23 protein-coding genes are annotated in these 26,157 nt (G+C 47.5%); 19 read left to right on the top strand and 4 right to left on the bottom strand.

What is annotated here, in order from left to right:
• The first annotated feature begins 134 nt into the window (after positions 1-134).
• The 4 genes from EZE20_RS03560 (at position 135) to EZE20_RS03545 (ending at position 6,648) form a co-directional block, all read left to right on the top strand.
• A complete protein-coding gene (locus tag EZE20_RS03560) occupies positions 135-1,001 on the top strand; it encodes an SDR family oxidoreductase (RefSeq protein WP_132114568.1) in 867 nt (288 codons plus the stop codon).
• A gap of 302 nt (positions 1,002-1,303) precedes the next feature.
• Positions 1,304-2,260 (top strand): isopenicillin N synthase family dioxygenase, encoded by a 957-nt coding sequence (locus EZE20_RS03555; protein WP_132114566.1) that lies wholly within the window; start codon positions 1,304-1,306, stop codon positions 2,258-2,260.
• A gap of 67 nt (positions 2,261-2,327) precedes the next feature.
• Complete coding sequence (chrA, locus tag EZE20_RS03550; RefSeq protein WP_132114564.1) at positions 2,328-3,500, top strand: chromate efflux transporter; 1,173 nt, start codon at positions 2,328-2,330, stop codon at positions 3,498-3,500.
• Between the two features lie 163 nt (positions 3,501-3,663).
• Entirely contained in the window at positions 3,664-6,648 is a 2,985-nt protein-coding gene (locus EZE20_RS03545) for a glycoside hydrolase family 3 N-terminal domain-containing protein (RefSeq protein ID WP_132114562.1), read from the top strand.
• Between the two features lie 64 nt (positions 6,649-6,712).
• On the opposite strand, the gene EZE20_RS03540 is transcribed toward EZE20_RS03545, so the two are convergent.
• Complete coding sequence (locus tag EZE20_RS03540; protein WP_228713549.1) at positions 6,713-7,231, bottom strand: ankyrin repeat domain-containing protein; 519 nt, start codon at positions 7,229-7,231, stop codon at positions 6,713-6,715.
• A 296-nt stretch (positions 7,232-7,527) separates the two neighbouring features.
• Between EZE20_RS03540 and EZE20_RS03535 the strand changes: the two genes are divergently transcribed.
• The 8 genes from EZE20_RS03535 to EZE20_RS23950 all read left to right on the top strand — a co-directional run bounded on the left by EZE20_RS03535 (position 7,528) and on the right by EZE20_RS23950 (position 15,460).
• Positions 7,528-8,388 (top strand): 3-keto-disaccharide hydrolase, encoded by an 861-nt coding sequence (locus EZE20_RS03535; protein WP_228713512.1) that lies wholly within the window; start codon positions 7,528-7,530, stop codon positions 8,386-8,388.
• A 32-nt stretch (positions 8,389-8,420) separates the two neighbouring features.
• On the top strand, positions 8,421-9,746 hold the full coding sequence (locus EZE20_RS03530; protein WP_132115095.1) for an amidohydrolase: 1,326 nt from the start codon (positions 8,421-8,423) through the stop codon (positions 9,744-9,746).
• Positions 9,747-9,883: 137 nt separating this feature from the next.
• On the top strand, positions 9,884-11,455 hold the full coding sequence (gene treF / locus EZE20_RS03525) for an alpha,alpha-trehalase TreF (RefSeq protein ID WP_317129153.1): 1,572 nt from the start codon (positions 9,884-9,886) through the stop codon (positions 11,453-11,455).
• A 13-nt stretch (positions 11,456-11,468) separates the two neighbouring features.
• Positions 11,469-11,756, top strand: coding sequence for a YciI family protein (locus EZE20_RS03520; protein WP_132114554.1), 288 nt, complete (start codon positions 11,469-11,471; stop codon positions 11,754-11,756).
• A gap of 96 nt (positions 11,757-11,852) precedes the next feature.
• Positions 11,853-12,557 carry a hypothetical protein gene (locus EZE20_RS03515; RefSeq protein WP_132114552.1) on the top strand — a complete coding sequence of 235 codons (705 nt, stop codon included), beginning with the start codon at positions 11,853-11,855 and terminating at the stop codon, positions 12,555-12,557.
• Positions 12,554-13,222 carry a hexitol phosphatase HxpB gene (gene hxpB / locus EZE20_RS03510; protein WP_132114550.1) on the top strand — a complete coding sequence of 223 codons (669 nt, stop codon included), beginning with the start codon at positions 12,554-12,556 and terminating at the stop codon, positions 13,220-13,222. The genes EZE20_RS03515 and hxpB overlap by 4 nt, the downstream gene beginning before the upstream one ends.
• Positions 13,223-13,240: 18 nt before the next feature.
• A complete protein-coding gene (locus EZE20_RS03505; RefSeq protein WP_132114548.1) occupies positions 13,241-14,029 on the top strand; it encodes a PhzF family phenazine biosynthesis protein in 789 nt (262 codons plus the stop codon).
• A gap of 45 nt (positions 14,030-14,074) precedes the next feature.
• Complete coding sequence (locus EZE20_RS23950; protein ID WP_165933400.1) at positions 14,075-15,460, top strand: OmpA family protein; 1,386 nt, start codon at positions 14,075-14,077, stop codon at positions 15,458-15,460.
• A gap of 81 nt (positions 15,461-15,541) precedes the next feature.
• Here the strand turns inward: EZE20_RS23950 and EZE20_RS03495 are convergent, their stop codons facing one another.
• Together EZE20_RS03495 and pth are read right to left on the bottom strand one after the other, a co-directional pair.
• Positions 15,542-16,012, bottom strand: a complete 471-nt coding sequence (locus EZE20_RS03495) for a hypothetical protein (RefSeq protein WP_132114546.1) — start codon at positions 16,010-16,012, stop codon at positions 15,542-15,544.
• 243 nt (positions 16,013-16,255) lie between these two features.
• Positions 16,256-16,816, bottom strand: a complete 561-nt coding sequence (gene pth / locus EZE20_RS03490; RefSeq protein WP_132114544.1) for an aminoacyl-tRNA hydrolase — start codon at positions 16,814-16,816, stop codon at positions 16,256-16,258.
• A gap of 64 nt (positions 16,817-16,880) precedes the next feature.
• Here pth and pyrR point away from each other — a divergent pair, with 64 nt between their 5' ends.
• The 3 genes from pyrR to EZE20_RS03475 all read left to right on the top strand — a co-directional run bounded on the left by pyrR (position 16,881) and on the right by EZE20_RS03475 (position 18,890).
• Entirely contained in the window at positions 16,881-17,420 is a 540-nt protein-coding gene (pyrR, locus tag EZE20_RS03485) for a bifunctional pyr operon transcriptional regulator/uracil phosphoribosyltransferase PyrR (RefSeq protein ID WP_132114542.1), read from the top strand.
• A 67-nt stretch (positions 17,421-17,487) separates the two neighbouring features.
• A complete protein-coding gene (locus EZE20_RS03480; protein ID WP_132114540.1) occupies positions 17,488-18,624 on the top strand; it encodes a hypothetical protein in 1,137 nt (378 codons plus the stop codon).
• Between the two features lie 38 nt (positions 18,625-18,662).
• Positions 18,663-18,890 (top strand): DUF2905 domain-containing protein, encoded by a 228-nt coding sequence (locus EZE20_RS03475; protein ID WP_132114538.1) that lies wholly within the window; start codon positions 18,663-18,665, stop codon positions 18,888-18,890.
• Here EZE20_RS03475 and EZE20_RS03470 read toward each other — a convergent pair.
• On the bottom strand, positions 18,859-20,445 hold the full coding sequence (locus EZE20_RS03470; RefSeq protein WP_228713511.1) for a hypothetical protein: 1,587 nt from the start codon (positions 20,443-20,445) through the stop codon (positions 18,859-18,861). The genes EZE20_RS03475 and EZE20_RS03470 overlap by 32 nt on opposite strands.
• A gap of 225 nt (positions 20,446-20,670) precedes the next feature.
• Here EZE20_RS03470 and argS point away from each other — a divergent pair, with 225 nt between their 5' ends.
• The 4 genes from argS to EZE20_RS03450 all read left to right on the top strand — a co-directional run bounded on the left by argS (position 20,671) and on the right by EZE20_RS03450 (position 26,110).
• Positions 20,671-22,455, top strand: a complete 1,785-nt coding sequence (gene argS / locus EZE20_RS03465) for an arginine--tRNA ligase (protein WP_132115089.1) — start codon at positions 20,671-20,673, stop codon at positions 22,453-22,455.
• A 54-nt stretch (positions 22,456-22,509) separates the two neighbouring features.
• Positions 22,510-23,097, top strand: coding sequence for a glutathione peroxidase (locus EZE20_RS03460; RefSeq protein WP_132114536.1), 588 nt, complete (start codon positions 22,510-22,512; stop codon positions 23,095-23,097).
• 61 nt (positions 23,098-23,158) lie between these two features.
• Positions 23,159-24,055, top strand: coding sequence for a 1,4-dihydroxy-2-naphthoate polyprenyltransferase (locus EZE20_RS03455; RefSeq protein WP_132114534.1), 897 nt, complete (start codon positions 23,159-23,161; stop codon positions 24,053-24,055).
• A 66-nt stretch (positions 24,056-24,121) separates the two neighbouring features.
• A complete protein-coding gene (locus EZE20_RS03450) occupies positions 24,122-26,110 on the top strand; it encodes a S9 family peptidase (RefSeq protein ID WP_132114532.1) in 1,989 nt (662 codons plus the stop codon).
• Positions 26,111-26,157 lie beyond the last annotated feature (47 nt).

Below are 26,157 nucleotides of genomic sequence, written 5' to 3'. Positions count from 1 at the left end.
AGCGACTGAATCAAAAAAATAATCCGAAATCTTAGCGCTTACACAGGTGTAGTAAAGCTATAATTCAGTTAATTAGCAGTTGGGATTTTCTCCCCAAAACCTTTTACCACTATCCTTTACTTAACGTTACTCTCATGGAAAACATTCTTGTTATTGGTGCTACCGGTTCTACCGGCACCGAAGTGTTGAAACACCTCCACAACCTGAACGTGCAGGTTTTTGCCGGTGTGCGTGATGAAGCCTCACATGCCAAAGTTAACCCGTACGCTCAGCCTGTACCCCTGGATTTTACCAAACCCGAAACGGTGCACGAAGCCTGTGCGGGAAAAGACCGGATTTTTCTGGTTACGCCCCTGATGCAAAATCCTGACGAAATTACGGCGCTCGTGGTGGAAGCCGCCAAAGCCAATGGCGTTCGGCACATTGTCCGCAGCTCTGCAGCCGGAGCCGATCCAAACGGTTCGATCATAATGGCCCGTTGGGCAGGCGCTTCCGAAGCCGTGCTAATTGATTCCGGAATTCCGTTCACAATCCTCAGACCTCATAGTTTTTTACAAAATTTTATAACCGCAAGTAGCTATACCATTCGTACGCAGGATGCCTACTATTTGCCTTTGGGAAATGCTCATTTGGCGCAGCTTGACCTGGCCGACCTGGCCGAGGTAGCAGCGATTGCCCTGACTACCGAAGATCATCTTGGAAAGATTTACGAGTTATCGGGACTTACCTACACAAGTGTTGAATTGGCAGAGATTCTTTCAGACGTAATGGGTAGGAAAATTTCCTATATCGACACTCCCGAAGTCGATACCCGCAATGCTTTGCTGAGCTATCAGCTCCCCGAATGGATGGTAGATTCGTTGATGGAACTGTACTATATTATCAAACAAGGCTGGACAGATACGTATACCGATGATTTCAAAAATATAACGGGAAAGGAATATACGTCTGCTCGAACCTTCTTTGAAAAGAACCGGGAATATTTTATTTCTGAGAAATAATTCTTACCTGATTTTCATCAGAAATTCTACTTGCGAACGTATGATTTATCCCAAATTCAGGGATCGGTCGTACGTTTTTTTTATTTAAGGCACCTTTAATTCCGGAATGGAAATTACTGTTAAAAACTTGAAAATGTTCAATGGACAAAGTTTTTTGGTAAATTCCGACTTGAAATCCCCGCAAAAATCACCTGGGATGCGTAATAAATCAGAAGAAAACGCAACCGATCAGGAATTTTATCCAAAGTCAAAACAGTTGCATAAACAATAGTTTGTATTCTATTTTGCATAAAAAATTATCTATGGAAAGTGAACCAATGAATGAAGTTCCCTCGCTTGATTTGAGCGATTTTACCTCGGCCGATCCCGCCGTAAAAGCAAAATTTGTGGCCGATTTGGGTGCAGCATTTAACACTATCGGCTTTGTTGCTATTAAAAATCACGGACTTACCGAAGATATGCGCCTGCAATTGTACGAGCAGGTTCAGCGGTTTTTCAGCCTGCCTGAGGAAGAAAAAAAGAAGTATGAATTTATGGAATTGGCTGGACAGCGGGGCTATATCGGCAAAGGTCGCGAAACAGCCAAAGGATTCAAAGTTGCTGATTTAAAGGAGTTTTACCACATCGGGCAACCCGAACCTGTGGGCGAAATGCCAGCCAATATTTTTCCGGATAATCTACCCGAATTTGAGGCCTACACCACACTTGTCTACCGTACTTTTGAAACCACCGGCAAAACGCTGTTGCGCGCCCTCGCGCTGTACCTGAATTTGCCCGAATTGTATTTTGAAGATAAGGTAAAAAACGGCGACAGTATTTTGCGGGCCCTGCACTATTTTCCTATTCAGAATCCGGAATTACTACCCGAAGGAGCCGTACGGGCGGCTGCGCATGGAGATATTAACCTCATTACTCTGCTGATGGGCGCAAGCGCCGAAGGGTTGGAAGTGTTGCGACACGACGGAAAATGGATCGCAATTACCGCTTTGCCGGATCAGATTGTGGTAAACGTGGGCGACATGCTCGACCGCCTTACGAACCATAAATTGAAGTCCACAATTCACCGGGTAGTGAATCCGCCCATCGAAAAAATGGGCACTTCCCGCTATTCGATTCCATTTTTTATGCATCCACGTGCCGACATGAATCTTTCGTGTTTGGACAGCTGTGTAGATGCCGATCATCCCAAATTATATGTTGACATGACTGCCGGAGAATTTTTGGATGAGCGATTGCGGGAATTAGGTTTAAAAAAATAATTGAAGTTCCCTGCCTTTACCTCTGTTTGGCATCCCCAATACCCTCTCTTGTCTATCTCAACAAATCATGCGTCGATTTCGCTACCTGATTTTCTTAAAGGACGTCCTCCTGTTGGCCTGTACGGCCTTCGGGGGGCCGCAGGTACATTTGATGATGATGATCGATTTGCTGGTAGTCAAACGGCGCTACCTAACCGAAGCCGAGCTCCTTGAATTACAGGCACTTTGTCAGGTTTTGCCCGGCCCCACTTCCACCCAAACCGTGACCGCACTGGGTTTCAAAATAGGTGGGCCGAGCCTGGCGTACCTCACCGTTCTGGTATGGTCGTTGCCGGCGATGGTGCTTATGACTATGGCCGCAATCGGGATTTACCTGCTCGAAGAAAAAGAAATTTCGCTCAATTTCGCCCGTTTCCTGGGTCCAATGGCCGTGGCATTTCTGATTCACGGAGGCTTCAAAATTGCCGGAAAAGTGATCCATGATTTTCAAGGTTGGGGACTGCTGATTATTTCAGCAGCAGTGACTTACCTTTATCCTTCCCCTTACATGACGCCCGTGGTCATTGTGCTGGGAGGCGTGGTAGCTTCCTTGAATTTCAAACAACAACCCAAAATGGATAAAGAACGCCTGCGGATCAATTGGAGCAACTTTTTGCTGTGGTTGGCCGTACTTATTGCGGCAGCAGTTGTGGGCGCTGTAACCAAATCGCTTCCGGTTCGACTCTTTGAGAACTTTTATCGAAACGGCAGCCTGGTTTTTGGGGGCGGGCAAGTACTGATTCCGATACTTTTTAATGAGTTTGTTAATTTCAAACACTACCTCACACAGGAGGAATTTCTGACAGGTATGGCGCTGACGCAGGTGGTACCGGGCCCGGTTTTCTCCATTTCTACCTACGTGGGGGCTATGTCCATGCAGCATTTAGGCATTTCAGGACTTATTTTGGGGGGATTGGTCGCTACCGTTGGGATTTTTCTGCCGGGCACTTTCTTTATTTTCTTTGCGTATCGGTTTTGGGATCAGCTTAAAAAATACCGGGGCGTGCGGGCATCTCTGCAAGGCGTTCATGCCACGAGTGTCGGCCTGATGCTCTCGGCTGCTGCTACGCTCTTTGTGCCGATGGTCGTTAGTTGGCCGCCTTTAATTACCTTAATGGCAACCCTCGTCGTACTTACATTTACCAAAATCCCCTCCTACCTCATTATTTTGGGCGGGCTGCTTCTTGGGTTTATTCTTTGATTTCTATTGCTTACCACTAAGGAATTAAGAAAAGTAAGAAAAACTTTATTCCCTTAATTTCTTAATGGTTCAACTAGTACCCGAACGGCAAATCCGCCTTTCCGTTGCAATCTTCCCAGTATTTTCCAAACTTTGGCAAAACAACGTTTCGGCCTGACCTGACATGAAAAAAAATCTGTTCATTCTTCTGTTTTCTTTACTCTTTTTCATCAATTATTCTCCGGCGAAGGCCCAAACCAAGCCTGAATTTCTGCGACTCAACGCTACCCAAAAAGCCTGGGTTGATTCCGTTTTTAACAGCCTCACACCCGACGAACGCATTGCTCAGCTCATCATGATTGCCGCAACCTCGGACACCAAACGCTCGCTGATTGATACCGCCAGAAGCAATCCGGCGGCGGTTCGGCAGATGATTCGGGATAACAAAATTGGCGGGGTGGTTTTTTTTCAGGGCGGCCCGCTGCCACAGGCCCGGCTGACCAACGAGTATCAGGCACTGTCCAAAGTACCACTGTTGGTTGCAATGGATGCTGAGTGGGGCCTTGCTATGCGTATCGACAGCACCGTGCGCTATCCCTACCAAATGACGTTGGGCGCTATTCAGGGAAATGAAAATTTGATTTTTGACATGGGTGCTCAGTTGGCCCGGCAGGCACGCCGATTAGGTGTACATATCAACTTTGCACCCGTCGCTGACGTCAATAATAATCCTAATAATCCGGTTATAAATTTCAGATCCTTTGGGGAAAATAAATACCGGGTAGCCGAAAAAGCCCTTGCCTACATGAAAGGCATGCAGTACAACGGCCTGCTTACAAGTGCCAAACACTTTCCCGGCCACGGCGATACCGGTACCGACTCACACTATGACCTGCCGCTGATCGCCAAAAGCCGGGCAGAGCTGGATTCTCTCGAATTATATCCATTTAAGGTTCTGATAAATAATGGATTAAGTGGGACCATGATTGCTCACCTGAGTATTCCGGTGCTGGACAGTACGCCCAATTTGCCTTCTACACTTTCCAAGCCAATAGTTTCTTCCCTATTACGGGATTCGCTCGGGTTTCAGGGATTAATCTATTCTGACGCTATGAATATGAAAGGTGTTACAAAGTACTTTTCGGACGGAAAAGCCGACGCAATGGGCCTGGAAGCGGGAATGGATTTGCTGGAATTTACCGAGGATGTACCCAAAGCAATTGCCGAAATAAAAAAGTCAATTGCCGAAGGACGCCTCACGCAGGCAGAGGTGAATGCCCGCTGCTACAAGGTTTTACAGGCCAAAGCCTGGGTCGGTTTAAACAAGATCAAACCCATTGAACTGGCAAATCTATACGAAGACCTAAATCCCAAAGAAGCCGAACTTACCAACCGCCTCCTGACCGAAAAAGCCCTGACGATTCTGCAAAATGACCAGAATTTACTGCCTTTGCAGCGGCTCGATACACTGAAAATTGCAGCGATTTCGCTGGGGGCAGATACTGTTACGACTTTCCAAAACAAAGCCGGACTTTATACGCAAATTGACAATTTTAGATTATCCTCAAAACCCACCCCGGCGCAGATTGATACGCTTCTGGCGCAGGTTCGGGGGTATAATTTATTGCTCGTAGGTGTGCATCAGGGAAGTATTTCCCCCCGATTGAACTTTGGCCTGACACCGGGCATGAAAACTGCGCTGGAATCGCTCATGGCTACCAACAAAGCCGTGGTTACACTTTTTGGCAATCCCTATGTACTCAACAAAATTGATCAGCCCGAGCGCGCCAAAGCATTGGTAATGGCTTATCAATTGACTCCCTTTACGGAAGACTTGTCCGCACAGTTGATTTTTGGAGCAATTCCTGCCGAAGGAAAACTCCCCGTGACGGTCAACAGCCGCTATGCCTACGGCGCCGGCCTGATTACTCCTTCGCTGAAACGGCTTAAATATACACTGCCCGAAGAGGTGGGACTAGATTCCAAAATCATTCAGTCCAAAATTGACTCCATTGTGCAGGTAGCGCTCACGCAGCAGGCAACGCCGGGTTGTGTGGTACAATTGGCCAAAGATGGAAAAGTGTTTTTCCGAAAAGCCTATGGAAAACATACCTACGAAGGCGATGAACCTGTCAAGCTCAACGACCTGTACGACCTTGCTTCGGTTACCAAAGTAACGGCCTCCACGCTGGCACTGCTGAGTCTGTACGATCAGGGAAAGTTTGACCTGGATGCAACCATGAAGGATTATTTGCCTTTCCTGAAAAAATCAAACAAAGCGGATTTGTCCTGGCGTAAAGTACTGACCCACAGTGCGCGGCTGAAATCCTGGATTCAGTTTTGGCGGGAAGCCCAAAAGCCCGATGGAAGCTGGAAAAAGAATACGTTCAGCACGACGCGTTCTGATAAATACCCCACGTCGGTGGTGGGCGACAGTCTGTTTATTCATAAAGATTATCAGAAAGTCATTTTTAAATCGATCAAAGATTCGCCCCTTAACCCCGAAGAAGGCTATGTGTACAGCGACCTTTCGTTTATTTTATATCCGACAGTTGTTAAGAATATTACCGGCGTGGATTTTGAAACGTATTTAAAAGAAAATTTTTATAAATATCTGGGAGCTAATTCGTTGACTTTCAATCCAAAACGTTTTTATTCGCTGGATCAAATTGCGCCGAGCGAGCGGGATACATTTTTTCGCCAAACGCTTATTCACGGACAAGTACACGACGAAGGCGCGGCGATGCTGGGCGGGCTCAGCGGCCACGCCGGACTTTTTGGCAATGCCAATGACCTCATGAAAGTCATGCAGATGTACCTTCAAAATGGCTACTATGGGGGTAAGCAACACATTAGTTCTCAGGCACTTTTTGATTTTACCCGCTACCAATTTCCCGAACTCGGCAGCCGACGAGGCATTGCGTTTGACAAACCGACGTTCAAATATTCGGGCAACGCGCCCCGCTACGCACACCCGATGAGTTTTGGACATACGGGCTTTACGGGCATCATGGTTTGGATGGATCCTGCGATCAATCTTGACTTTGTGTTTTTGTCGAATCGGGTGTATCCTACCCGCGAAAATTCCAGATTGTATCAGCTCAACATCCGCACAGCCATCATGGATGTTGTTTATGAGGAATTGGGCAAGCGGAACAGTATAAAATAAAATCTATTTTTTTAGGAGAAGAGTTACTATTCCTTAATTCTTCTCCTAAAAACAAGTTGAAAATTTAATCCTTCATCTTCTCTTCAATCATCGCCACAATCTCTTTGTGATTCTTTGATCGGGCAAATTCGAGCGGTGTTTTACCTTCCTTTGAGCGGATCGACAGATCAGCATTGGCAACCAACAGTACTTTCACAACCTCTACGTTGTTTTGCCAAATGGCATCGTGCAGCGCTGTGTAGCCGTTATAAGGACCCTGCCGGTTAATATCTATGTGATTCTCAATCAATACTTTGGCTGCTTCGGCTCGTCCGGCATAGGCTGCGGCGTGCAGCGCGGTGGCTTTCATCGAGGGGTCCAGGGCGTGTACATCGGCTCCTGCTTCCAAAAGTACCTTCACAATTTCGTGATAGCCTTTGTAGGCAGCCATCACAAGCGGTGCATCCTGATTGGAATCCAGCTCGTTTACATCAGCTCCCTGTTGAATCAGCTGATGGACAAGCGATACATTATTTCGGTTAACGGCGGTCATTAGTGCAGTCATCGTTCTTTTTGTTTTGTTGAGTAAAAATTCCTTTTCCAGTAAAAATACATGACTTGCTGGTATTAAGGATGACTTCCCTGGGGTTGTCTTTGAAAATAGACGATTTTCCTTCGCTCGCTTATAGGCTAAGTCAGGATTATAAAAACCCTTCGGACTACTAGTTTACGTGACAATCGTATTTTTTAAAAAATCTAAGTAACTTGACATTTTTAACCAAATGCATCAACATGAACAGATTTTTTAAAATAATTCCTAAACCGGTTTACTTGTATGTACTAACTCTTGTTTTTACTACATTTTGGACAATTACTCCTAACCTACTGTCAGCCAGCCCAATGGCGATTTCTCTGGAAGGGCGCTGGGATATTACGGTGGATATGAACGGCAAACCGGCTCCTTCGTGGCTGGAAGTCCGGCATTCGGGCAATCGTACGTTGGTCGGGCAATTTGTGTCCGTTTCGGGAAGTGCCCGGCCTATTTCAGAAGTACACGTTAAAGACAATACATTCCATTTCGCCATTCCTCCGCAGTGGGAAAGCGGAACGGGCGATTTTTCGGTTAAAGGAACCTTTCAGGGCGATAAAATCAGCGGCTCACTGACAACCCCCGATGGCAAAACGTATAGCTGGACGGGCGTGAGGGCACCTTCCCTTCGCCGGACTTCTCCGCCGGTTTGGGGAAAACCGATCAAATTGACACAGGGAAACTCACTTACCGGCTGGCATGCCGAGGGTACCAATCAATGGGTAATTAAGGATGGTGTTTTGAAAAGTGAAAAGTCGGGGGCAAATCTTATAACGGATCAAAAATTCAACGATTTTAAGCTGCACGTAGAATTCCGCATTCCCAAGGGAAGCAACAGCGGCGTGTATCTGCGCGGGCGTTATGAGGTGCAGGTAACCGACGGCAAAGGCATGGAACCTTCGCCCGGCGAATTGGGCGGTGTATACGGGTTCATCAGCCCAAGCGAAATGATGGCCAAAGAACCCGGCGAGTGGCAGTCATTTGACGTGACGCTGATCGGGCGAATGATTACGCTTGCGGTCAATGGAAAAACGGTCATTACCAATCAGGAAATTCCGGGAATTACCGGCGGTGCGCTCGATAGCAACGAAGGCGAACCGGGCCCCTTGTACATTCAGGGCGACCACGGTCCGGTAGAATACCGCAACATTGTCATCACTCCTGCCAACTAATTTTTCACCCTACGATGTATTCCCCCCTTGGTATGAAAGTACTCTTTTTTGCCCTTTGCCTAACTGGACTGAGCGCACAACTCGTGGCTCAGCCATCCGGTACAACCCGACAAATTCAGGATCTTACCAATAAAGCCTACCCGCAACTCGAAGCTCTCTACAAGCATTTGCACCAAAATCCGGAGCTGTCTTTGCAGGAAGAAAAAAGTGCCGCCAGGATGGCTTCTGAACTTAAAGCGCTGGGCTTTGAGGTGAAAGAAAAAGTAGGTGGCCACGGAATTGTTGGAGTTTTTAGAAATGGCCCCGGTCCGACGGTACTCATTCGGGCCGACATGGATGCCTTGCCTTTGGAAGAAAAAACCGGCCTGCCCTACGCCAGTAAGGCCCGCGGAATAAATGCCGCCGGCAACGAAGTATCCGTTATGCACGCCTGCGGGCACGACATTCACATGACTGTGTTTGTAGGTACAGCGCAAGCGCTGATCAGTTTGAAAAATAGCTGGAAAGGTACGCTCGTGATGGTGGGGCAGCCTGCTGAAGAAAATGGATTGGGTGCGGATCAGATGCTGAAAGACGGGCTTTTTGATTTTGCACCCGTGCCGGATTATGCCCTGGCGCTGCACGATAATTCGTACCTGCCCGCCGGAACCATCGGCTACCGCGAGGGGCCGCTGATGGCAAGTGTGGATATGATGGATATTACAGTGTTTGGGCAGGGAGGCCACGGGGCCGCTCCGCAAACCACCATTGACCCCGTGGTCCTGAGCGCCCAACTAATCATGGCGTTTCAAACCATAGTTAGTCGTACCATCAACCCCATCGACCCGGCGGTAGTTACGGTTGGCTCGATTCATGGCGGAACCGTGCACAACATCATTTCAGATGAGGTAAAAATGCAGCTAACGCTACGCTCCTACTCGCCAGAGGTGCGCACCAAAACGATTGAATCCATTAAGAGAATCAGTCAAAATCTGGCGCTTTCGGTGGGATTACCTGCCGACAAAATGCCCCACATCAGCATTCGCGAGCCCATGACGCCCGCCACGGTCAACGATCCTGCGCTCACACGACGGATGGTGGGACTTTTCAAAAATATTTTCGGAGAAAATAAACTCGTTGAAACCGAACTGTACATGGTTGGTGAGGATTTCAGCCGTTTTGCGCTCGAAAATAATCGCGTTCCGATATTTATGTTTTGGCTTGGTACTTTATCTGAGGAGCGGATTCGGGAGGCCAAAGCAAAAGGCGAACAGCTCCCCTCGCTGCACTCACCGTTGTTTGCACCTGTGCCTGAGCCAACCATCAAAACGGGAGTTTTGGCCATGAGCAGCGCCGCTCTTGATTTGTTCAAAAAGTAAAATCAGGAGGCTCTGGTAAACATTTTTTATAGTTTCTGATTTATATTTCAAAGCAGTTTGGAGAAATAAACTCCCAAACTGCCCCGGTTTATTCCTGAGCAGGGTCACAGAAACGTTCGCCCCGACTCAGGAATTTTATTCATTCAACGCTGATAACTTCATTGAAACTCGCAACATCGGCCAGCTTTGGGCAGGCACACACTTCTCCTGACGACCTCCTGGGACCCTTATTTGAAGCCGTTCAGATGAGTCGTATTTTTGATGACTCCAAAACCTTCGCCGACTGTATTCCCAGGATGGATCCACCGGGCATCATTGAAGAATATATTCATCAGAAAGATCATCCTGATTTTAGCCTGGAAGCATTTGTTCGGGAGTACTTTCGATTGCCACACCTGATAAAGACCAAAGATCAAGCCGACGAGCCACGGCCTTTATCCGAGCATATTCACCGGCTTTGGTCGCGGTTGTCGCGAAAGCCCGAAGATCAGCGGCGCGGCGGTTCGCTGATTCCACTGCCGGAACCATACGTAGTGCCGGGAGGCCGTTTCCGTGAAATCTACTACTGGGACAGCTACTTTACCATGCTTGGGTTGCGGGAGTCGGGCCGACAGGAAATGATCGAGCACATGATTAACAACTTCGTGTATTTACTGGATAATTTCGGCCATATACCTACGGGCAATCGTACCTACTATTTAAGCCGGTCCCAGCCGCCATTTTTTGCACTTATGATACGGTTGTACAGCGAAATGGAAGGTAAAAAAATCCTGCTCCGCTACCTTCCTCAGCTCCGGCGGGAATATGACTATTGGATGGATGGGGCCGATCGGCTGACGAAACCCTACTCTGCGAATCGTCGCGCTGTACTTTTACCAAATGGAACCGTACTAAATCGCTACTGGGATGACCGGGCTACGCCGCGTCCTGAATCGTACTTTGAAGATGTGGAGCACGCCCACGCTTCCCGCGATAAATTTGGGATGAAACCTGAAAAAACCTACCGCCACATCCGGGCCGCCGCCGAGTCGGGCTGGGATTTCAGCAGTCGGTGGATGGCCGACGGCAAAACCTTTGAATCCACCGAAACGACCGATATACTTCCCGTAGACCTCAACTGCCTGATGTACTATCTGGAAAATACGCTTGCCGAAGCCTACTACCTGGCAGATCAGTATGAGCTCTACCGACGCTTTGATCAGAAAGCCCGCTTGCGTCAGGCCGCTATACAGCAGGTATTTTGGGATCCGAAGCGGCAATTTTATATGGATTTCAATTTTGTAAAAAATGCCTTCACACCTGTTTTTACCCTGGCCGGAGTGTTTCCACTGTACTTCAAATTAGCCTCTCATCAGCAGGCGCGTTTTATAAATGCCTACATCCGCCTTAACTTTATGCGTTCAGGCGGCGTACTGACCTCCCTCAACAACACCGGACAGCAATGGGATGTACCCAACGGATGGGCACCCCTGCAATGGATTGTGTACAAGGGTCTTCGCAACTATAACTTTGATAAAACTGCTGAAAATCTGAGACTTAATTTCATGAATCTGGTAGAAAAACACTATCAGGCTACTGGCGATATTTTGGAGAAATATAATGTTTCCAATACAAAATTAGTGGCCTGTGGAGGAGAATATGCCGTGCAGGAAGGTTTTGGCTGGACCAATGGTGTATATTTGAAGTTGAAAAAACAAAAATCAATCTAATTATCTGTGATTCATGAAATACGTATTGCACGCTTACGACCATATCGACTCTGAGGCATACGAACGCCGCATGCAGGCGCGCCCGGCTCATTTTGAAAGAGCCCGCAAATTAAAGGCAGACGGGAATTTTATTTTGGGTGGCGCTTTACTTGACCCCGCAGGCACGATGATTGGTTCGATGATGCTCGTCGATTTTGAAACCGAAGATCAACTTCATGAGTGGCTGGAAAGTGACCCCTACGTTACCGGAAAAGTCTGGAACACACTGGATGTGAAGCCTTTTCGGCAGGCAGATATTTAAATAAACCGCTGGCCTATTTTTTGTGGATTAAATCAAACCTAACTTTCCTCTTTTTGGAGCATCGGCCTCACAACTGTCGAAACCTTTTTTTACTTCATGCGCAACGTTCAACTTATTTTTCTGGTTTGCTCGCTTATTGGCACAACTCTCTCCGGCTGTAATTCCGTCACTTCCCGACAATCTTCCGAACCGCTTGTGGTACAGGACAGCCCCGACATACAATCGTCGCCCAACGATTTTTACGTAATACCCGGTAAAAAAGTCGGCATGGTTCATAAAACTTCCAGCGAACAAGCGCTTATGGAGCTTCTGGGAAATGAAAACGTTCAGGCCGATTCTATTTACATCGGCGAAGGAGCTTATATATGGGGCACTACGCTTTTTAAGGGGACACCCAACGAAGCGCACATCATGTGGGCCGACACCCTGCAGCGCGCTACACCCGAATGGGTTCGTCTGGGGACAGTAGAAAATCCGGAACAAAGTGAATGGCTGCTGGAAGGCGACCTGAGGCTGGGTTCTACCTTGCAGGAAGTTGAAAAAGCAAATGGCAAACCTTTTGTTCTTACCGGTTTTGACTGGGATTTTGGCGGCACCGTAAACGACTGGAAAGGTGGAAAACTTTCCTTCTCAACGGATCGCCGAAGCTACCTGAGCCTGATTTTTGCGTATGATTCAGAAGATGAAAAACAGGTACAGCTTGCGACCTCCGTTTCTGGTGATAACCTCTTCACGTCAAGTCAACCCGGCATGTACCAACTCAACCCCAGGGTACAGTCTATGCTGATCCGATTCAAATGATAGAAGCTGTACTATTTGACATGGATGGCCTGTTGGTCGATTCGGAACCGATTTGGCAGCAAGTGGCCCTGGACGTATTTGCAACCGTAAACGTTCCGCTGACGGTCGAGATTTGTCAGGAAGCTACTGGCCTGGGAACGAGTCAATTTGTACAATACATCTACGACCGAATGCCCTGGACCGGGAAAACTCAGCTTCAAATTGGTGAAGAAATTCTGGCTCTTGCGCATGTGCGTATTGCCCATGATGCGCAGGAAATGCCGGGAGCCCCGGAAACCGTTCGTTTCTTTGCCGATCAAAATATTCCTTTGGCCATTGCGTCGGCTTCGCCTATGAACATTATCGAAAGTGTGCTCGATCGCCTGGAACTTAAACCTTATTTTAAACTCTGGCATTCTGCCCTACTCGAAGCCCGCAACAAACCCTACCCGGATGTGTATTTGGGCGCTGCCCGAAGGTTGGGGGCCAATCCTGCCCGTTGTCTGGCATTTGAAGATTCGGGAAATGGCCTGAAATCTGCGGTAGCCGCGGGCATGCTCACGGTGGCCGTTCCGGCAGCTTACGAACTTTCGGACCCTAAGTTTGACGTAGCCACCATAAAAATTCCTTCCCTGCGTTATTTTGACCAGAATATTTTTAATACCTTGTTACAAAAATTTCGCTAAGTTTTTCCCGTAAATCTTATGAAACTCCCCCTATATCAGTTGGATGCCTTTACTGATCGTCTCTTTGCGGGCAATCCTGCGGCCGTTGTTCCGCTGGAATCATGGATTCCGGACGAACTGATGCAACAAATTGCCTGTGAGAACAACCTGGCCGAAACTGCATTTTATGTAGCCACCGAAACCGGTTTTCACATTCGCTGGTTTACACCAACGACCGAAGTAGATCTCTGCGGACATGCTACCCTGGCAGCTGCCTACGTAATTTTTATCATAAAAGAATATCCCGAATCCGAAATCTCCTTCGACTCACGCAGCGGTTTACTGACAGTTTCCCGCACGGATTCCTGGTTTACGCTCAATTTTCCGGCAGATACGCTACATATAGCCGTAGCGCCACCCGCACTCCACGAAAGTATGAGCGCTCTGGAACCTTTTGATGTATTTAAGGGAAAATCAGACTATTTGGTAGTAGTCGAAAACGAAACGCAAATTCGGGAAATGACGCCGGATATTCTCGTGCTTTCTACCATTCCTACCCGTGGAGTGATTGTGACTGCTCCCGGCGATGAGGTCGATTTTGTATCCCGCTTTTTTGCCCCTCAGTCAGGCATTGACGAAGACCCTGTAACCGGTTCAGCACACACAACGCTGATTCCTTTCTGGGCCGAGCGGCTCAATAAAACGTCTATGACCGCCCGTCAGCTTTCGCCAAGAGGCGGTTTTCTTCGGTGTGAACTTGCCGGAGATCGCACCTTGATCAGCGGACAGGTTCGGTTATATCTGACCGGAGAAATAGAAACTGAGTAACGGTTTTCAAATCGTATTTTTACATCTGTTGTGTTCATGATCTGTGTGCGTTCCTTTTTTTTAACTCTATTAGGCCTTCTGCTGATTCCATTTTCAGGTGTATTTGCTCAAAAGGAGCTGACCTATGATTTCAGCAAAGGATTGTCCTCCACAGATAGTACCGGCCCGTCGTTGCTGCCTTTGGGAGAACCCGGGAAGTTTGTCGAAGAAGTTCTGCCGGAGCTTGGTAAAAAAAAGCGAATAGTGTATCAGTTTGAAGAAAACTCTGGGTTACAATTTGACAATAGCTCGGCAGACGGATTTCTGAACGGATCTTTTACCATTGAAATTTACTTTCGCCTGCGCGACCTCGAAAGCTGGAAACGTGTACTGGATTTTAAAAATCGTCAGTCTGATAATGGTTGCTACATTTACGAAGGCAGGCTCAATTTCTTCAACTTCGCTACGGGCGAAAAAGCACCCGTCAAACCCAATGAGTACGTACACTATGTGTTTTCACGAGATGTGGAGACACACGAAATCAAAATGTACGTGGATGGCGAGTCCAAAGTAGCCTTTCGCGATCCCGGCGATGAAGCCGTGCTGGGGAAAGATCAGGTACTGAACTTTTTTCAGGACGATCTGATTGCCCGCAACGAGGCAAGCAGTGGCGCTGTGGCGCTGATCCGGCTCTATGACCGCGTCATGACTCCGGTGCTCGTGCGGCAGCAGTTTCAGCAATTGGCCCGGACGATTGATGCATCCGCACAGGTTCCAAATCCCCCGAAAGAAACACCTATTTTGCCGGAAATACGGGTTACAGCGCCCAAAAGAACCCCTACAATTGAGATCACAGGCAAGGTTTATAACAATCGGAATCTGGATTTTTTGGCAAGTGTGGATCTGATTGTACGGAAAGTAAGTAACGACTCAATTGTTGCCCGAACCAAAGCGACCAATGGGATTTACCGGGTGATGGTGAAGCCTTTTGAAACCTATAAAATTACCGCCGTAAGTCAGGGCTTCAAAGAGCGAAGTATTTTGGTGAGTCCTACGCGTGAAACTACGGAAGTACAAACACTGCTGAATCTCAGTGAAGAAGATTTTGACGAACCTATTTTACACGTTCCCTTTTTACAAAGCGATTCAGCTTTGTCAGAAAATGGAATCATAGGATTGGACAGCGCACTGATTTTTTTGAAAAGCAGGCCGGATCTACAAATAATCCTGCACGGACACACCGATAATGTAGGTGAATTTGACAAAAACCTGGCGCTTTCTGAGCAGCGGGTACTGGTTGTGAAAGCTTTTTTGGTGCAGAAAGGAATTTCTGCCGAACGCATCAGCGGGCAAGGCTACGGCCCTACGCGCCCGCGGGCGAGCAACAATTCGGAACCGGCACGACAGCGCAACCGACGGGTAGAGATTTGGGTGGAAGCTATAAAAAGATAAAGCCTTCTCATATGAGAAGGCTTTATACTGACTATTCCTAAACCCTTAACCTTTTCTACTTGAAAAAACTAATTATCTTTATTACAAAGCCGGAGCCGTGGGTGCTACATAGAGCGGTGTTTCAAAAACCACGGGGGTCAGGCTATTCATATCAAAATTCCAGATAAACTGAACTTGCTGAACTGTTTTGTTCAAATCACGCGTCCACTGTATGGCTTCTTCGCCCCGTTGACGGTTCAGTTTTGTATTGAGCGATTTTACCGCTTTCAAAAATGCAACTCGGTCTGTTTCGGGGGTGCTAAGTAACTTAGACGGTGAAAGGCTGTACTGCGTCACAATTCTTTCAATCACACTCCACTCTGACTTCTTGCTGAACTTGGAGAAATTCTCAGAGATATACGCTGAAAACTTTACTTCGGTTCCTTTTGAAAGTACCTGTGCTCTTGCACTCGAATCGTTTTTACTTACATTAGAAAAACTAGCGAGGGGGTTTGCAAAAAGTATTACTCCCAATACTGACGCAAATATAAATCTTTTTTTAGAACTATTCATGGTTTTGTTCAATTTTTATTTTCAGTTAATGAACATGCAAATATCCATGTATTGTTCCGTTCCGCCAAATGCATATCTGGCCAATTACCGAATAATATTTTGTATATTATTTCTTATTTTTACATAAAAGCTCATTTAAATACTTTCTACGAACCTTAAACCAAATTAAATTTTATATCCACTTGTATGCGATACAGTTTTATTCTACCGGAACAATAGATTAAAATTCTTTATTTAATACAATCATTGATTGAAAATATTCATGGTTTGCTGAACGCCCGACGTGCAAAATGAGAGCGTTATATCTCCTGCCCGGTCCAAAAACACGGGAAGTTCGTCCATCTCTCTGTCGGTAAATGCTTTAAGTACGTATTCTACCTGCCGTCCCCGCGGAAAATCACTGCCAATTCCGAAGCGCAGGCGGGCGTAGGTTTGGGTGCCCAGAATTTCTTCAATATTCCTTAGGCCATTATGTCCTCCGTGCGAGCCTTTGGGTTTCAGTCGCAGCGTTCCGAAGTCCAATTGGAGTTCATCGACAATTACCAGCACGTTTTCAATCGGAATTTTCAGCGTATCCATATAGTAGCGAATGGCTTTACCGCTGAGGTTCATGTAGGTAGTTGGCTTTATAAAGTGAATCTGCCGTCCTTTGTGCTTCCATTCGGCGGTGTAGGCCAAACGCTCAAAGGAGAACCGGAAATCGTGCTGTGCTGCCAGGCGATCGAGCGTCATGAAGCCTATGTTGTGGCGTGTGAGGGCATATTCGGGGCCAATATTTCCAAGACCGGCGATGAGGTATTTCATAAAAAGTTTAGAAAATTCGTTGTTAAGACCTTACTTTAAGCCACAAATGTCGTGAAATATTCAAATGGCTCAAAAACGACTCATTCTCAGCAGTCCACTTTTAGAAATTATGGTCAGTCGGTTGTGTCAGCAACTGATTGAAAATCATCAGGACTTTACCAATTCCGTTATTTTGGGGTTACAGCCGCGCGGCATTCACCTTGCCGAGCGTGTAGCTGCCGAGCTCCGCGAACGCACCGGGTTTCAAGTGCCCTTAGGTCATCTTGATGCTACTTTTTATCGTGACGATTTTCGGCGGCGTGATTCACCCATCCTGCCAAACAAAACGCAGGTACCTTTTTTGGTAGAAACCAAACATGTTATTCTGATCGACGATGTAGTAGCTACCGGGCGTATGGTACGTGCCGCTTTGGACGCGATGACGGCTTTTGGCCGCCCAGGGCGCGTGGAGTTGCTTGTCCTGATTGACCGCCGCTACAACCGCGATTTGCCCATAGAACCTGACTATGTAGGCATGAAAGTAAACACACTCGATAGTCAGCGGGTTTTGGTAGAATGGAAAGAGCAGGGCTTTGAGGCCGACCGAATTTGGCTGGTAGATTAAGATATGCTTTCAGAAAGTTTTTGAAAGCAAGCCTACGTTCTATTGCCAAACTAACTGAACATCATTCATGCGTGTTACTCCTATTTTGATTTTTGCCCTTTGTGGACTTTTTGGTTCAGTTATAATCTCATGTTCCAACAAAGAAACACCCCCTCCCGAACTCAGCATACCGACGAGCTATGAGGGTGCTACCTTTCAACAGTATTCTGTACAGGAAAGAGCGCTACTGGAAAACCTCAGCAACCTGAGCGCCGTCATGCGGACAGGAAATACCGGAGCTCCGATCAATAGCCGGGACCTTGTACTTGCCTACGGAACCAATAATCCGACCGTAAAAAATGCGACCTCCACCTACATGCAGGAATTTTTGGAAGGAACCGATGGGTATTTCAACAAACTTAGCCGAGCGTCTGCACAAACGTACGTACCCGGCCCACCCGTCAGCGGTACGGGCGGAGTTCTCGGCAGCTATCTTTTTGATGAACAGGGTATTGAACCCGCAGAACTCATCGAAAAGGCTTTGTTTGGAGCTACATTATACAACTACGGTCTGAACTTATACATTCAGAATCCAAACATTAACAATCCCGCTACGGTGGATCGCCTATTGGCGATTTTTGGGGCAAATCCTGCTTTTCCTTCAAGCGACAACCCCACGCTTCATTCGCAGCCCGACCGGGCGGCGGCGGCAGTGGCCGCTCAAACCGACAGGAACGACGGAACCGGGCCGTACGATCAAATCAAGACGCAGTTTATCCGTTTGCAAGCCGCCTACAAGGCCGGTGCCGCATATCAGCCGCAGCGCGATCAGGCATTTTCGGAAATTCTTACTGCGTGGGAAAAGCTACATGCCGCAGCAGCAATTCAGGCTTGTCAGCGCACCATAACCCTGATCAACACCCCTCAACCTACTGTCTCTGTACAGGCAGAAGCCTTGCATATGCAGAGCCGAAGCATTGGCTGGATGCTCGGCCTTCGAACGATTCCAAACAAAGTTTTGTCGGAGGCTCGCCTGGATGAAGTTCTCACGTTATTGCGTTTCCCGCCACAAGGATCACCTACCGTATACGAAATCCTGAGCGACAAAACCGCAGAAACGGCTCGTCTGAATCAGGCGATTCAGGTTTTGAGAACAGTATATCTTTTCTCTGATCAGGATCTGGAAGATTTGAAAAAGAACTGGGTAAACGAACAGCGCCGATAAGAAACTTTCTTCTTAAAATGATTTAGGAACAACTCCTTATGAATCAATCTGCCGGAAGATATTTAATACTCGCGGGCATCGTGGTGATGCTCCTGGGAATACTCGTTTATTTTCTACATGATAAACTGGACTGGATCGGAAAACTGCCGGGTGACATTCGCGTTGAAAAAGAAAATTTCCGACTTTATTTCCCGATCACCACTCTCGTGCTTTTCAGTCTGCTACTAAATCTGATCATCTTTTTGATCCGTCGCTTTTTTTCCTAGAAGCTTCTTTGGTTTCCTTTGGTTCGCCGTTTTCATCCACATTATACGTAAACTTATTGATGTAAAAAACTTCCCGCTGAGCGCTGCCCGGAAGAGGGTTTTTGCCTAGTCCCACCCGCTGAATCCCATAAGCCAAAAAATATCGGTCATACCAGGCCGCAAGCGTGGCATTTTCGTTGAGCAGTACTTTTTCATTTTCAGAACGGGCTTCAATCTCGTATTTCTCACGTGCCACCACCACCTTCTCCCGACGAATCACCTCTGTATGAATGTCGCCGTCCTGCGGATAAGCCAGCAAAAAATAATTATCAATCGGGGTCAGCTGAACCATTTCCCGCAATTCATAACTTGTAAGATCCTTGATGGCAATGCAGTTGTCCCAAAGGAAATTTCCCTGACGATCAAACCCGCACACAATGGCGTGAGTATACCTAAATCCGTCCATTGAACGCATGTATTGACGGCTGAGTCCATTAAAAGTAGCCGGACTATTGGTTTTGTAATTGGGATAATACACCTCAGCTACCAGAATAATTTCGTCATCTTTTTGAATCAAATCGTGCACGAGCAGGCGGTAGCGAAACTTATTTTCTTTACCCAGAGACTTCCGCTTTCCGATACGGTCGAGCATGCGCTGACGGCGTTTGGGCTTCATATAGTTAAAGAAATTTTGCAGTTCAGAAAATTCAATAAACTGTGGTGTTTCCGGAATATTATCGTCGATATGTGTGACATACAAACCCTGGGAAAATGGCGTACAGCCCACCGAATAGTTTCCGATCAGGTAGGAATCATCCGCATTGAGCGGCACAATCTGCCCGGAAATCAGGCTGTTTTGAGGATCTTTCAAAACCGTACTTTTGAGTGGCTTCCCCTCATAATTATACGTTTTGATTGTAAAAAGACATTCTTTTTTACGAATAGAATACGTAATTACATTGATCAATCCTTCCTGCTCATTAACATCAATGTTGTTAATCTCCATATTTCGCTCAAAAAGTCCGGGAAGTACGCGGGTAGTATGATCAAAAAACGAATGGACAATCACCACCGGGCGGTTTCGGTAGTAGCCCGATACCAACGCCTTGCTGCCAATGACTTTAAATTGGTTTACGCTGACATTTGCGAGTAAATCTCCCCGATGAATATCGATTAATCCTCTTTCCAAATCCAGCTGCAAAAACAGGAAATGATCCGTATCCGGCTCAGCAAACAGCCAATAGGCGTAGTAGGGATTTTGGTACGACATTATAGGAATGTACCTAAAATCCATTTTATACTCCTGCGTCCAGCTTACATTCAGGTCTGTATTAAATTTAGTAAAAACCCATTGCTCGTTGCGAGTACCAAGGTAGTCGTTTCGCCGAATGACCATCAGGGCGCCCTGATCCCCGAGTGAAAAAACATCAAACTGCTCGTTGGACATTTCGCGGGTCGGAATCTCAATTCGGGTTGTCTGTTCGAGCTGCGCAAAAGCCAGGGTTTGCGACAGTATCAGTAACGAAAGGAGCCACATGCGCACCTTTTGTGGGAGTATATTTTTTCTTTTTATCATGATTTTCTGATTCCGGGGGTACGTCAAGACGTTGAAACGAGTTGTATTTTACCTGGGGTAAGATAGCTTTATTTCGTTTACACTTAAACGCTAATTTACGAATAAGGTTGCAGGAAGGTAAGGCAGGGTAAGTTTTTTGCCCTAATTTTGCAAATCGAATGCGGCTTGCAGCGGGGCACCTTTGCCTTTTGCGCATGGCGCTCATCCAAAGTTTACTCTTCTGATATGCAGTCAACCATCGAAACGACCCTTAAACAGGATATTCACAGCGCTATTCAGGCCTGTTTTGAAACTACCATTGATGACCTGGTTTTGCAACCAACTAAAAAAGAATTTGAGGGAACCTATACGTTTGTAACATTTGCGCTTACCAAAGCCCTCCGCCGCGCCCCGCAGCAAATCGGGCAGCAGATTGGCGAGTACCTTGTCGGGAATTCTTCGCTTGTAAGTGGCTTCAATGTGGTACAGGGTTTTCTGAATCTGAGTCTGAAAAGCAGTGCGTGGCTGCAAGTGCTGCAAGACATCGTGGCTGATTCGTCTTTTGGCAATCAGCCGGCCAACGGGCAATCGGTCATGGTAGAATTCTCTTCTCCCAATACCAATAAACCCCTGCACCTCGGGCACTTACGCAACAACTGCCTGGGCGACTCGGTGGCGCGCATTTTAAAAGCCAACGGCTATGAGGTGGTCAAAACCTGCCTTGTCAACGACCGCGGCATTCATATCTGCAAGTCGATGCTGGCCTATCAGAAACTCGGACAAGGCGAAACTCCCGAATCGTCGGGGCTGAAAGGCGATCACCTGGCCGGAAAATATTATGTGGAATTTGATAAAGAATATAAGCGGCAAATAGCGGCTCTCGTGGCCGAAGGAATGACGGAAGACGCCGCCGCCAAGCAGGCACCGTGGATTCTGGAAGCTCAGGATTTGCTGATTAAATGGGAAAATGGCGACGAGGAAACGGTAACGCTCTGGAAAAAAATGAATGGCTGGGTGTACGAAGGTTTTCAGCAAACCTACGACAAAATGGGCATCTCATTTGACAAAACCTACTACGAATCAAACACCTACCTGTTAGGAAAAGATATTATAGAAGAAGGTCTGAAAAAAGGTGTTTTTTATCAAAAAGAAGATCAGTCTGTCTGGATTGACCTGACCGAAGAAGGCCTGGATCACAAGCTCGTGCTTCGGGGAAATGGCACCTCGGTATATATCACGCAGGATTTGGGAACTACCGAACTCAAATACGGAGACTACCACAACGACCGCTACATGTGGGTAGTTGGCAACGAACAGGACTACCATTTCAATGTCCTTTTCGCCATTTTGAAGCGACTCGGCCGCCCCTATGCGCAGGAGTGTTTTCACCTGAGCTACGGCATGGTGGATTTGCCGTCGGGCAAGATGAAGTCGCGGGAAGGTACGGTCGTGGATGCCGACGACTTGATTTTACAAATGGCCCAAACCGCCGAAAACCGCACCCGAGAATTGGGCAAAATTGAAGATTTTGCCGGAGACGAAGCCCGAAAACTCTACCACATGCTGGCCTTGGGAGCCTTGAAGTACTTTTTGCTTAAAGTCGATCCCAAAAAACGAATGCTGTTTAACCCCGAAGAATCCATTGATTTTCAAGGACATACTGGCCCATTCATTCAGTACACGCACGCCCGGCTTTGCTCCATTTTGCGCAAGGCCGAAAGCAACGGCGTAGTGGCGGCGGTTCCGGCGGAGGGTTTTGCAGTACATAGTACAGAAGCGGAAGTGGTTTTTTATCTGTCACAGTATCCGGCACGAATTCAATCGGCGAGTGATGAGTTTTCCCCGGCGCTTATTTCCCTGTATGCTTTCGAGTTAGCCAAACTTTACAATCAATTTTACGCCGAACTTTCCATCTTCGCTGATCCTGATCCGCAGGCAGTACAGTTTCGGGTGGCGTTGTCGGCAGCGGTGGCAAAAACAATCCGTCACGCCATGGGGTTATTAGGCATAGATGTTCCCGAAAAAATGTAATTCCGGCGAACACCTGAGTTCCTGTTCAATTTTGTACTCAAAGCCTTATTCTTTATGAGCTTTTTAAACGTTTCGCTTGTTTTTATGCTTACAACCTTGCTGTCGGGCCTTTTTGCCGACAAAAAAGAAACCGCCACCCGCCCCGCCAACGAACCTGCCGCTGCGGGCTCACTCTACGATTTTAAGGTTAAATCACTAATTGGTGATGAAACCATTGACCTTGCCCGGTATAAAGGCAAAAAGGTAATTTTGCTCAATGTAGCTTCCAAATGTGGCTATACCCCACAATATGCCGATTGGCAGGCTTTTCATGAAAAATATGGTAAGGACATTGTCGTTCTGGGCTTTCCGGCCAATAATTTTGGTGGACAGGAGCCAGGTTCAGAAGAGGAAATTGCCACTTTTTGCCAAAAAAATTACGGAGTTACCTTTCAGATGTTTGACAAAGTAGAAGTTGTCGGCAAATTGCAGCACCCTCTTTACAAATGGCTGTCGACCAAAGAGCTAAACGGCTGGAATGATAAAGCACCTACCTGGAATTTTTGTAAATATGTAGTAAATGAACAGGGACAGCTCACCCACTTTTTTGCTTCCGGTGTAAAACCCTCGGATGCTGAATTTAAAAAAGCTGTCGGATTATAAAATTAATTATAAAACCGGGTCTGTATCCACGATACAGGCCCTTTTCATACGTGACCTTCCCATGAATGCCTGGATTGAAGCGGCCCGGCCGCGCACTTTACCGCTTGCCTTGTCCTGTATTCTCATGGGCAGTTTTCTGGCCTATTCCACTAACAATTTCAATGGACTTGTGGCGGGTCTGTGTGTACTCACCACCATTTTTCTGCAGGTTTTGTCCAATTTTGCCAACGACTATGGCGATGCCGTGAGCGGCAAAGACAGTGATCTGCGCGAAGGCCCCCGACGGGCCGTGCAGGCGGGGCTGATTCCGGCGGCTACTATGCGCAGGGCTGTCGTTGTGTTTTCCGTTTTGTCATTGGTTTCGGGAATAGCTTTGCTTTACGTTTCCCTAAAAAATGCCCCGGCTTCGGTTTTCTGGACGTTCCTGGCTTTGGGACTTGCCTGCATCGCCGCGGCCATAACCTACACCGCCGGAAAACGCCCCTATGGCTACGTTGGTTTGGGCGATTTGTCGGTACTGATTTTTTTTGGTTGGGTAGGTGTTTTAGGTACATATTATTTACACGCGCTGGTGTGGAACTGGAATTTGCTTCTACCGGCCACGAGTTGCGGCTTATTTGCGGTTGCGGTTTTGAATATTAATAATATTCGGGATATTGATTCTGACCGGGCTACGGGCAAAAACTCCATTCCGGTACGGCTGGGGCGCGAGCGTGCGATTGTCTATCACTGGATTATTCTGGTGGCGGGCATGGGCTGCATGCTGCTGTACACGTTACTTCACTATTCCCACGGTATGCAGTTGCTATTTCTCCTAAGTTTTCCTTTATTTATCCGAAATGGACTGGCAGTTTCCCGCCTGAAAAAAGCCGCTGAACTGGATCCTTACCTGAAACAAATGGCGCTTTCTACGCTGCTATTTGTAGTATTGGTTGGTCTTGGGTTGATTTTTTCGTAAGCAATCATTAAAGTTATTTTATTGGCGTACTATCCTCTTTCCCAACTACTTATAAAAATAAACTTTATGAGCAAAATACTACTAAACTCCCTTCTGCTTACTTGCCTTGCGGCTGGTACGCTGCTGGCGCAGTCTTCGGCCAAACGTCCGCTGAAACCCTCGGATGTCTACCGCCTGAAATCAGTATCTGAACCCAAAGTGTCGCCCGATGGTGGCTGGGTGGCTTACGTGCTTTCCTCGGCAGATTCAGCCGCCAACAAACGAAAAAAAGACCTGTGGATGGTGAGTTGGGACGGAAAAGAATCCCTGCAACTTACGCACACGCCCGACAATGAATCGTCGCCCGAATGGAGCCCTGACGGCAAGTACCTTTCCTTCATTTCTTCCCGTGGCGGCCTGGATCAGGCACAGCTGTGGCTGATGGATCGGCGGGGCGGTGAAGCCAAAAAAATAACAAGCCTGAAACACTCGCTGGAAGACTATGCGTGGTCGCCGGATGGTAAGCAGATTGCCCTGGCTATTAAGACTTTGGCAGATACTTCTACCAATAAAAAAACCAAAGACCCCATTGTTACAGATCGGTTTAAGTTTAAGCAGGATATTGAAGGTTACCTCATTGGCGAAACTACCCATCTCTATGTCTATACGCTGGCCACGAACAAAATTGACACCCTGACGAAGGGAGACTATAACGAATCATCGCCCGTGTGGTCGCCGGATGGTCGTTTTCTGGCGTTTGTCAGCAACCGCACACCCGAGCCCGACCGCAACACCAATACCGATATTTGGGTCATGGAAGCCAAACCTGCCGCTCCCGCCCGACAGCTGACCACCTGGCAAGGCAGCGACTCGTCGCCACGGTGGAGCCCCGACGGCAAGACGATTGCCTATCTACGCTCGTCGTCCGAAACGTATAGCATGTACGATCAGTCCCAATTGGCCGTTGTGCCCGCTCAGGGAGGATCGCCCAAGGTTTTGTCACAATCCCTCGACCGCGATGTCAGCACGATTCGCTGGTCGGCAGATGGTAAAAGTGTCTATGGACTGGTTGACGACGATCGCCAAAGTTATGTGGCCCGTTTTGATGCTTCCACCGGCAAAAGCAGCCGCGTGGCTGATGGCGAGAAGGCCTTTACGGAGTTAAAAAAACATCCTAATGGCGAGTGGCTCACCATTCTGAGCACTCCCACGCTGCCTGCCGAACTTTACGCGCTCGAAAAAGGGGCTACCCGACGCCTGACTATGCATCAGGATTCATTTATGGCACCTCTTGCCATTGCTGCACCCGAAGGTTTTACATCCACGAGCAAAGATGGTACCAAGGTTTCGGGGCTGCTCTTTCGTCCGCCGGGCAATGCTTCCGGCAAAAATCTTCCCTTACTTGTGTTCATACATGGAGGACCGGTAGCACAGGACGATTGGGGCTTTGACCTTGAAAGGCAGATGCTGGCAGCAGGTGGCTACGCCGTAGCGGCCGTCAATTACCGGGGCAGCAATGGCCGGGGAGCCGAATTTACCAGGAGTATTTATGCGGATTGGGGCAATCTGGAAGTCGTGGATTTGCTGGGAGCGGTTGATTATCTGGTCAAAGAAGGCATCGCTGATCCTGAGCGGTTGGGTATTGGCGGGTGGAGTTACGGCGGCATTTTAACCAATGCCACAATCGCTACCGATACCCGTTTCAAAGCCGCTGCGAGTGGCGCCGGCGTTTCCATGCAGCTTTCTTTTTATGGGGTAGATCAGTATATTTTACAAAATGAAAACGAATTGGGTCTTCCCTGGAAAAATATTGACAACTACCTGAAAGTAGGTTTCCCGTTTTTACATGCCGATCGGATCAAAACCCCGACGCTGTTTATGGTGGGTGAAAAGGATTTTAATGTACCTGCCGCCGGCACCGAGCAAATGTATCAGGCGCTTCGGTCGTTGGGCGTTCCGACTCAGCTCGTGATTTATCCCGGGCAATATCACGGAATTTCTGTACCTAGTTATCAGAAAGATCGGTTTGAGCGCTATTTGAAATGGTTTGATAAGTACCTTGACGTTTCTAAATAAAAACAAGGGGGGAGACGTCGATAGCGGCATCTCCCCCTTGTTTTTGT

Origin of the sequence: Arundinibacter roseus (assembly GCF_004348825.1) — a bacterium.
Lineage (GTDB): Bacteria > Bacteroidota > Bacteroidia > Cytophagales > Spirosomataceae > Arundinibacter > Arundinibacter roseus.
The sequence above is the reverse complement of the archived record's forward strand: the minus strand, read 5'-3'. Positions and strand labels throughout refer to the sequence as shown.

Coding starts and splice junctions, on each gene's coding strand:
- EZE20_RS03520 (WP_132114554.1), top strand. CDS start 11,469: ATGAAATACGTATTGCACGCTTACGACCATATCGACTCTGAGGCATAC.
- EZE20_RS03505 (WP_132114548.1), top strand. CDS start 13,241: ATGAAACTCCCCCTATATCAGTTGGATGCCTTTACTGATCGTCTCTTT.
- chrA (WP_132114564.1), top strand. CDS start 2,328: ATGCGTCGATTTCGCTACCTGATTTTCTTAAAGGACGTCCTCCTGTTG.
- EZE20_RS03530 (WP_132115095.1), top strand. CDS start 8,421: ATGAAAGTACTCTTTTTTGCCCTTTGCCTAACTGGACTGAGCGCACAA.
- EZE20_RS03560 (WP_132114568.1), top strand. CDS start 135: ATGGAAAACATTCTTGTTATTGGTGCTACCGGTTCTACCGGCACCGAA.
- EZE20_RS03495 (WP_132114546.1), bottom strand. CDS start 16,012: ATGAATAGTTCTAAAAAAAGATTTATATTTGCGTCAGTATTGGGAGTA.
- EZE20_RS03460 (WP_132114536.1), top strand. CDS start 22,510: ATGAGCTTTTTAAACGTTTCGCTTGTTTTTATGCTTACAACCTTGCTG.
- EZE20_RS03475 (WP_132114538.1), top strand. CDS start 18,663: ATGAATCAATCTGCCGGAAGATATTTAATACTCGCGGGCATCGTGGTG.
- pth (WP_132114544.1), bottom strand. CDS start 16,816: ATGAAATACCTCATCGCCGGTCTTGGAAATATTGGCCCCGAATATGCC.
- EZE20_RS03555 (WP_132114566.1), top strand. CDS start 1,304: ATGGAAAGTGAACCAATGAATGAAGTTCCCTCGCTTGATTTGAGCGAT.
- EZE20_RS03545 (WP_132114562.1), top strand. CDS start 3,664: ATGAAAAAAAATCTGTTCATTCTTCTGTTTTCTTTACTCTTTTTCATC.
- hxpB (WP_132114550.1), top strand. CDS start 12,554: ATGATAGAAGCTGTACTATTTGACATGGATGGCCTGTTGGTCGATTCG.
- argS (WP_132115089.1), top strand. CDS start 20,671: ATGCAGTCAACCATCGAAACGACCCTTAAACAGGATATTCACAGCGCT.
- EZE20_RS03535 (WP_228713512.1), top strand. CDS start 7,528: ATGGCGATTTCTCTGGAAGGGCGCTGGGATATTACGGTGGATATGAAC.
- EZE20_RS03450 (WP_132114532.1), top strand. CDS start 24,122: ATGAGCAAAATACTACTAAACTCCCTTCTGCTTACTTGCCTTGCGGCT.
- EZE20_RS03480 (WP_132114540.1), top strand. CDS start 17,488: ATGCGTGTTACTCCTATTTTGATTTTTGCCCTTTGTGGACTTTTTGGT.
- pyrR (WP_132114542.1), top strand. CDS start 16,881: ATGGCTCAAAAACGACTCATTCTCAGCAGTCCACTTTTAGAAATTATG.
- EZE20_RS03455 (WP_132114534.1), top strand. CDS start 23,159: ATGAATGCCTGGATTGAAGCGGCCCGGCCGCGCACTTTACCGCTTGCC.
- EZE20_RS03470 (WP_228713511.1), bottom strand. CDS start 20,445: ATGATAAAAAGAAAAAATATACTCCCACAAAAGGTGCGCATGTGGCTC.
- EZE20_RS03515 (WP_132114552.1), top strand. CDS start 11,853: ATGCGCAACGTTCAACTTATTTTTCTGGTTTGCTCGCTTATTGGCACA.